Origin of the sequence: Janthinobacterium sp. CG_23.3 (assembly GCF_046115965.1) — a bacterium.
Classification (GTDB): Bacteria; Pseudomonadota; Gammaproteobacteria; order Burkholderiales; family Burkholderiaceae_D; genus Janthinobacterium.
Window position 1 is genome coordinate 1 of record NZ_JBJXIB010000193.1, and the last position, 6,659, is coordinate 6,659.

6 protein-coding genes and 1 pseudogene are annotated in these 6,659 nt (G+C 69.5%); 2 read left to right on the forward strand and 5 right to left on the reverse strand.

Going from position 1 to position 6,659, the window contains the following annotated elements; translation table 11 throughout:
• From ACFDR9_RS26355 to ACFDR9_RS26370, 4 genes and pseudogenes are all read right to left on the reverse strand, one after another.
• Positions 1-708: pseudogene (locus ACFDR9_RS26355) on the reverse strand (hypothetical protein); the annotation flags it as partial.
• Positions 687-2,336: a VRR-NUC domain-containing protein gene (locus tag ACFDR9_RS26360; protein WP_327076060.1), complete on the reverse strand. Its 1,650-nt coding sequence runs from the start codon at positions 2,334-2,336 to the stop codon at positions 687-689. The gene ACFDR9_RS26360 and the pseudogene ACFDR9_RS26355, both read right to left, overlap by 22 nt.
• A 179-nt stretch (positions 2,337-2,515) precedes the next feature.
• Positions 2,516-3,079, reverse strand: coding sequence for a TIGR01841 family phasin (gene phaP / locus ACFDR9_RS26365; protein ID WP_017876210.1), 564 nt, complete (start codon positions 3,077-3,079; stop codon positions 2,516-2,518).
• A gap of 98 nt (positions 3,080-3,177) precedes the next feature.
• On the reverse strand, positions 3,178-3,390 hold the full coding sequence (locus tag ACFDR9_RS26370; RefSeq protein ID WP_017876209.1) for a hypothetical protein: 213 nt from the start codon (positions 3,388-3,390) through the stop codon (positions 3,178-3,180).
• Here ACFDR9_RS26370 and ACFDR9_RS26375 point away from each other — a divergent pair.
• Positions 3,384-3,659 carry a hypothetical protein gene (locus tag ACFDR9_RS26375; RefSeq protein WP_409032894.1) on the forward strand — a complete coding sequence of 92 codons (276 nt, stop codon included), beginning with the start codon at positions 3,384-3,386 and terminating at the stop codon, positions 3,657-3,659. The two genes, ACFDR9_RS26370 and ACFDR9_RS26375, sit on opposite strands and share 7 nt — an antisense overlap.
• Here ACFDR9_RS26375 and ACFDR9_RS26380 read toward each other — a convergent pair.
• Positions 3,599-5,845, reverse strand: a complete 2,247-nt coding sequence (locus ACFDR9_RS26380; protein WP_409032895.1) for an ATP-binding protein — start codon at positions 5,843-5,845, stop codon at positions 3,599-3,601. The genes ACFDR9_RS26375 and ACFDR9_RS26380 overlap by 61 nt on opposite strands.
• 299 nt (positions 5,846-6,144) lie before the next feature.
• On the opposite strand from ACFDR9_RS26380, the gene ACFDR9_RS26385 reads away from it, so the two are divergent.
• Entirely contained in the window at positions 6,145-6,471 is a 327-nt protein-coding gene (locus ACFDR9_RS26385) for an NmrA family NAD(P)-binding protein (protein WP_327076058.1), read from the forward strand.
• Positions 6,472-6,659: the final 188 nt, after the last annotated feature.

Sequence of the window (6,659 nt, forward strand, 5' to 3'; positions counted from 1 at the left end):
TACCTTCTTCCCCCCCCCCCCCCCCTCCCCCCCCCCCCCTCCCTCCTCCCCCCCCCCCCCCCCCCCCCCCCCCCCCCCCCCTCTCCCCCTCCCCCCCCCCCCCCCCCCCCCCCCCCCCCCCCCGGGCCGGAATTGCGGGTGCGGGAAGCGCAACGCGCGCAATTGCGCGTCGCGCGCGCCGCGGTGCGCCATCTCCCGCTCGGCCCAGGCCAGGAACAGGCCGCACTGGCGCTCGAAATAGGCTTGCAGCGAGGCGGCGCCGTGGTCCTCGTAAAACAGCGTTTCCTGTTGGCTGCCGATGTCGAAATACACCAGCGCCAGGCGCAGTTCGGCCAGGCCCAGCTTCTGGCACAGCAGGTGGCCGTAGATGCGCGCCTGGGCCCAGTGCAACTGCCTGTGGTTGGCCGGCATCGCCGCCAAGTCGCCGCGGTAGGTCTTGATCTCGTCGAGTTGGCCGCCCTCCGGGTCGTAGCCGTCGGCGCGCCCGCGCACGCGCAGCGCGCCGAATGCGCCCGCCAGGCTCACTTCGCGCTGGTAGCCGGCGCCACGGCGCGCCGTCACCAGCGCGTGGCCGGCGATGCCTTCCTGGGCCGAGGGGGAGGGCGTGAAGCGCAAATCCAGATCGCCTTCCTTGGCGGTGAATTCGCACAGCGCGCGCACCGCGACGACGTACGGGGTTTCGTCGTTCAAGCGCCGGCCCCGCTCCATTGCAGATAGCAGACGCTGACCGGCATGTCGTGCCGCGCGCAATAGTCGAGCCAGCGCTTCTGGCTGTCCTGCAGGCGGTCGCCCGGCCCCTTCACTTCGATCATCCGGTAGCGCTTCTCGGCCGGCCAGAACTGGATCAGGTCGGGGAAGCCGCTGCGGTTGGCCTTGATGTCGAGCAGGATGCGCTCGAACCATTTGCGCAAATGCGCCGCCGGGATGCAGTCCAGCGCCAGCGCCAGCAGCGCTTCGTCGAGCACTTCCCAGCTGACGAACGGCGACTGCAGGCCGGCCTTGCCGGCGTAGTTGGCGCGGATGGTACGGCGGTACTTGTCGCTGTCGAGTTCGGCCAGGCAGGCGTCGAACTCGGCCGCCCGGCGGCGCTGGAAATCGGCGCTGTGCAGGTCGGCCGGGCCGCGGTGGAAGGGGTGGAAGAAGGCCCCGGGTATCGCCTTGAACACGGCGCCCCAGCACAGCAGCCCGAACAGGGAATTGATCAGCGCGTTCTCGACGTAATACACCGGCGCGTCGGCGCTGCTCAGATGGTCGCGTACCACCGCCTCGACGTAGCAGGGCGCCGGCGGCGGCGGCAGGCTCAGGTCGACCCGAGGCACCGTCGCGGCCGGCGTCGCCGCAAGCTTGGCGTGGCCCAGCTTGCGGCGCAGGCGCGGCGCGATGCGCAGCAGGTGCTGGCGCTCGGCCTCGCCCTCGGGCGCCTGCCAGGCGCCGCTGAGCCACTCGAAGGCCAGCGCCTCGCGTCCGCTCTTTTCCAGCACGCGGATGGCGCGCACGCGCGCGCCCGGATAGGCGCACCGCGAATACGCGTCGAAGGCGGCGTCCCAGTCCCGGCATTTTTCCAGGTGCTGGGCGATCTGGAACAGCAGCTTCTCGCGCCGGCTGGCCAGCCAGTCGTTGTCGAGCGCGCTGGCGGCCAGCTCGCGCAGTACCTCGGCGGCCGGCTCGTTGTCGTTGAAACGCTCGCGGCAGCGCTGCAGCGCCAAGTAGTCGTCGATATCGCGGCGGTTGCGAAAACCGCGCGAGGACGCCGAGAACTCGACCTTTTCATATTTGTACACGCCCAGGTCGGACAGGACGAACTCGGTCCAGTCCTGGGTGAAGTTGCCGAAGAAGATAAGGCGCAGGCGGTCGCACAGCGGCTTGCCGACGACGTGGTACAGGTGGTCGCCCGAACGCTCGTACCACGCCGAAAAGCGGAACTGGCCGGCGTACTCGGCGCGCAGCGCCGCCAACTGCTCGGCCTTGCGCGCGCCCTTTTCGTGCAGCGACAGGCGGAAGACGGCGCCGATTTCCGGCTTCAGCAACAGGTCGAACAATTGCTCGATGGTCAGCAGCGGGTCGTTCTCGATCCAGCCCAGCGCCAGCAGCGGCAGCGCGGCCGCGTGGGTGTCGCCGACCTCGGCGTAGACCAGCTTGCTGGCGCGGAACAGGCAGCCCTTGCGCATGACCATGCGCACGAACAAGGAGCGCGACGGCTGCGGCAACAGCGGGAACCGGGCGATGAAGGCGGCTTCCTCGGCCGTCAGCAAGTCGCTGTAGCGCTCGCCTATCCACTCCAGCACCCGATGGAAGTTATCCAGGTAGTACAGCGGGTTTTCAAGGGTTTTGAGCATGGCGGAGCGAGATTAACTGTGTTTTTATACAGTCTATCGTGTCGCGGCGCGCTTGCACAGGGAATTTAGCGGTGTGGCGGGGGAGATTGACACCAGGGGCGTGGCCCTAGGGTCAGGCCCGCGGGTCTGACCCCCGGCTTTTCGCCCTGGGTGGATGGTTAGCGTGGTAGGCGCGCGTATTATTTTCCGGCCGGTTTCGCGGCCTGTTCCTGCGTCGTCGCGACCTGCTCGGCGGCCTTGGCGATTTGCTCCTCGACCGCTTGCACCGCCTGTTTGGTGGCCTTGGTCACCTGCTCGTAGCCGAGGAAGGCGTTGTCGATCGCCGTCTTGATGATGGCCACCGCGTTCTCCGAGCCGGGGCGCACGTTCTTGGTGACGTCGTAGATCAACGCGCTGAGGTTGCTTTTCGCCTCGGCGACGTGGGCTTCGGCGGCGCTGGTGAATTCGTTGTGGATGTCCTTGATGATTTCGCCCAGCTGCTGGTGGTAGGCGGTGACGCCGGCGACGCCCGGTTGCACCTGCGCGCCGACCGCCTCCAGGGCCGCCTTCGGGTCCTTGGCCTGGCTGATCTCCTTGCCGGCCGCCATGGAGTCCTCGACGCCGGACTTGGCGGTGGCGACGTTCAGCGCGACCACTTGCTCGACCCCTTGCACGGCCTTGCTGGTGAGGGCGTTAAAAGTCATCAGTTGAAATTCAAACAAGGCTTTGGTGGCGGACGCGAATTGCTCGGGATTGGTGAACATGTAGTCTCCTCAGTGTGAACTCAGTTAAAACGATGATCTTCTCGATTGCTGCGACGTGATGGCTGTTTGTCCGGCTGCCCCGTGTTGTTATGGCCCCATTATTTAGCAAGCAGCAATTTTTCGCAACGGCTATCTTTGTACGGCCCCATGGCCCGCTCCCAGCCCGGCCCGAGCGGAAATTGCGAGCACGCGTACTGGCCGTCGATTTTGCTGCGGTATTGGTACCAGGGCGCCGGTCCGGCCAGCGCCGCGGCGCACAGGGCCAGCAGCGTGGCGGCGGCGCCGATTGTCGCGATGCTGTTCGATGGCATGCAGAGTCCTTGTCGAGGCGGCCGGGGCCGCCGTCCTGCCGGGCTGCGGCAGTTCTGTTGCCTCACAGCGTACAGCAATTCGGCGGCGCTGGCGAATCGCCCCGCGCGCCGCCCCGGTTCAGGGCGCCGGGGGGGGGGGGGGGGGGGGGGGGGGGGGGGGGGAGGGGGGGGGGGGGGGGGGGGGGGGGGGGGTGTTGTGCTATATCAACTACCCGCGCCCCATCTTTGCGTGCCGCCCCCCCCCCCCCGACCACGTGGTGGGGGGGTGAGGGGGAGGTGGGCCCCCCCCCCCCCCCCCCCTGGCCGCCTCGATGCGCCCGCCCAGCACGCTGGTGACCAGGTTGTGGGCGATGTGCAGGCCCAGCCCGGAGCCGCCGGAACCCAGTTTGGTGGTGAAAAACGGATCGAACACGCGTCCCAAGTGGGCCGGCTCGATGCCGGCGCCGTCGTCGGCGATCGACAGCGCCAGCTCGCCGCCGGCGCCGGCCTCGGCGCGCAGCACGATGCGGCCGCGCTCGCGGCCCTCGAAGGCGTGGCGCAGGCAGTTCTCGAACAGGCTGCTCAGCACCTGGCCGAGCGCGCCCGGATAGCTGTCGAGCAGCAGCCGCCCGGGGATCAGCTGGTCCACCGCGAAGCCGCTGTCCTTCAACTGCGCGCACAGCGGCAGCATCAGCTCGGCGACAAACTGGCGCAGCTCGAAGCGGCGCCGCTGCGAACTGGCGCGGTCGACGGCGATCTGCTTGAAGCTCGACACCAGGTTGGCGGCGCGCTGCAGGTTGCGCAGCACGATGGCGTCGGCCTCGGCCGCCTGGCCGAGGTAGGCTTCCAGCACCGAGCGGCGCAGGCCGCCGTCCAGGCCCTCGCGCAGCAGGCGGGTACGCTCGGCCATCGTGCTGCACACCACCAGGCTGTTGCCGATCGGCGTGTTCAGTTCGTGGGCGATGCCGGCCACCAGCGCACCCAGCGCGGCCAGCTTGTCGCGCCGCACCAGCTCGCCCTGGGTGCGCGACAGCGTCTCCAGCGCGCCGGCCAGCTCGGCGTTGACCAGGTCGGCGCGTTCCTTGGCCAAGGTCAGCGCGGCGGTGCGCTGGGCCACCAGCGCCTCGAGCTCGCTGCGGTGGCGCTGCAGCTCGCGCTCGTGGCGGCTGCGGCCGATGGCGATGCCGGCGATGTGGACGGCGACTTCGAGCAGGCGCAGGTCGTCCTGGCTCGGGCGTCGCACGGCGCGGTAGTACATCGCGAAGGAGCCGAGCACCCGCTCCCGGCCCTGGATCGGCACCGACCAGCAGGCCCGCAGGCCGTGTTCGCCGGCCAGCGCCCGGTAGGGCGCCCACAGCGGGTCGTGCTCGATGTCGCCCACCAGCACCGCGCCCTTGCGGTACATCGCCGTGCCGCAGGAGCCGGCCGCGGGGCCGATGGCGACGCCCTCCAGCGCCGCCAGGTAGGCGGCCGGCAGGCTAGGCCCGGCGCCGCCGCGCATGTGGCGGCCGTCGTCGTCGAGCAGCATCACCGAGCACAGCACGCCACGCGACTGCGCCTCGATCATCAGCAGCAGGTGCGTCAGCGTCTGCTCCAGCGGCGCGCCCTTGGCGATCATTTCCAGCAGACTGTTCTGGCCGGCGCGCAGCGCCTCGGCCAGCTTGCGCGCGGTCAGGTCGACCACCCGCACGTGCACCAGGCGCCGGCCCGGCACCGACAGCATCAGCAGACGCACCTCGCAGGCGACCTGGCGCCCGTCGCTGTCCAGGCAGACGGCCTCGAACACGTTCATGTCGCCGGCCAGCGCCTGGGCGATCTTTTCGGGGATCAGCGCGGCGGCGGCGCGCCCGCCCGGCTGCAGCGGCGCGCACAGGCGCACCAGGTTGGTTTGCAGCAGGGCGTCGACGCTGCGCCCCAGCAGCTGGACGGCGTGGTGGTTGACGTCGATCAGGCGGTCGTTGTCGACGTCGAGCAGCAGCACCGCCTCGGGCGAGCCGGCCAGCACCGAGTGGTAGTTCACCTCCAGCGTCTGCGGGTGGGTGGCCACCGGCGGGCGCGCCGGCCCGGCGCCGCCGGCGTCCTCGCGCAGCGCCAGTTCGACCAGGATCTTCTCGGTCAGTTCAAGGGCGTTGCAGGGCAGTTTGATGTAGTCGGCGGCGCCGGCGCCGATGCTGCGGCTTTGCTCGGCGGCGCTGGGCGCGGCCGACAGCAGGAACAGCGGCGCGGCGTGGCCGCCGGCGGCGCCGATCAAGCGTTGATAGGCGCCGGCCAGGTCGGCGCCGGCCAACGCCGCGTCGAGCAGGATCAGGGCGATGCCGTCGCCGGCCAGCGCGACGGCGCGGTCGAGGTCGCGGGCGCGCACGTCGCGCAGCCCGTGCCGGTCCAGTTCGACCAGCAGCTCGTGCATGTCCTCGGGCGCGCGGGTGATCAGCAAAATGCCTGAGCGTGCGGGCTGGGACGGAAGTGGCTGTTTCATGGCGGCGCCTTGGTTGCCGGTGCGATGGATCGCGATTCGTTATTGATTGCCGGCGCGACTGGCCAACGCAGCTGAGGCGCTGGCGCGGCGAGCCGTCCGGCTTTGTGCGCTAGTGTGCCACCAACGCCCGGACGAGTAAACCTAAGCGGCCTCATCGGGTGATAGCGCCGCCCGCGCCGAGGCGATGCGCGGATAGCTCTGCTCGATCCAGTCGCCCAGCGCGGCCAGCCGTTGCGCCGCCTCGCGCCCCAGCGGCGTCAGGCTGTACTGCGTACTTACTATTCGTAAGTATAAACCTTATGATGGTTTTTTCGTTCCCCCACCACAGCGCCGCGCAGCACCGGAACGTGGTCGACGCCGCCAAGCGCGCCGGCGTCGAACTGCTGGCCTACACCAGCGTGCTGCACGCCGCCACCTCGCCGCTGGCGCTGGCGCTGGCCGGCGAACACCGCGCCACCGAGGCGGCGATTCTCGCCTCCGGCCTGGCGTCGACTTTCCTGCGCAACGGCTGGTATCTGGAAAATTATACCGCGCAGCTGGCGCCGTGCTGGCGCGTGGCGCCGTGCTCGGCAGCGTCGGCGACGGCCGCGTCGACGTTGGCGCAGGCGGGTTTGGCCGCCGCATAAGCATGGTTGCGGGCCTGCCGGGGCATCTGTCGCAGAGGACATGAAAAAAGCCGCAAACTCATTTCTGAATGTGCGGCTTTCTCATTTACTTCGTATCCGGTAGATGGTGCCCACGGAGGGACTCGAACCCCCACACCTTACGGCACATGGACCTGAACCATGCGCGTCTACCAATTCCGCCACGTGGG

Bases quoted from the DNA above. Each gene is read 5' to 3' on its own strand.
- ACFDR9_RS26360 (WP_327076060.1), bottom strand. From the start codon at position 2,336: ATGCTCAAAACCCTTGAAAACCCGCTGTACTACCTGGATAACTTCCAT.
- phaP (WP_017876210.1), bottom strand. From the start codon at position 3,079: ATGTTCACCAATCCCGAGCAATTCGCGTCCGCCACCAAAGCCTTGTTT.
- ACFDR9_RS26375 (WP_409032894.1), top strand. From the start codon at position 3,384: ATGGCATGCAGAGTCCTTGTCGAGGCGGCCGGGGCCGCCGTCCTGCCG.
- ACFDR9_RS26370 (WP_017876209.1), bottom strand. From the start codon at position 3,390: ATGCCATCGAACAGCATCGCGACAATCGGCGCCGCCGCCACGCTGCTG.
- ACFDR9_RS26380 (WP_409032895.1), bottom strand. From the start codon at position 5,845: ATGAAACAGCCACTTCCGTCCCAGCCCGCACGCTCAGGCATTTTGCTG.
- ACFDR9_RS26385 (WP_327076058.1), top strand. From the start codon at position 6,145: ATGATGGTTTTTTCGTTCCCCCACCACAGCGCCGCGCAGCACCGGAAC.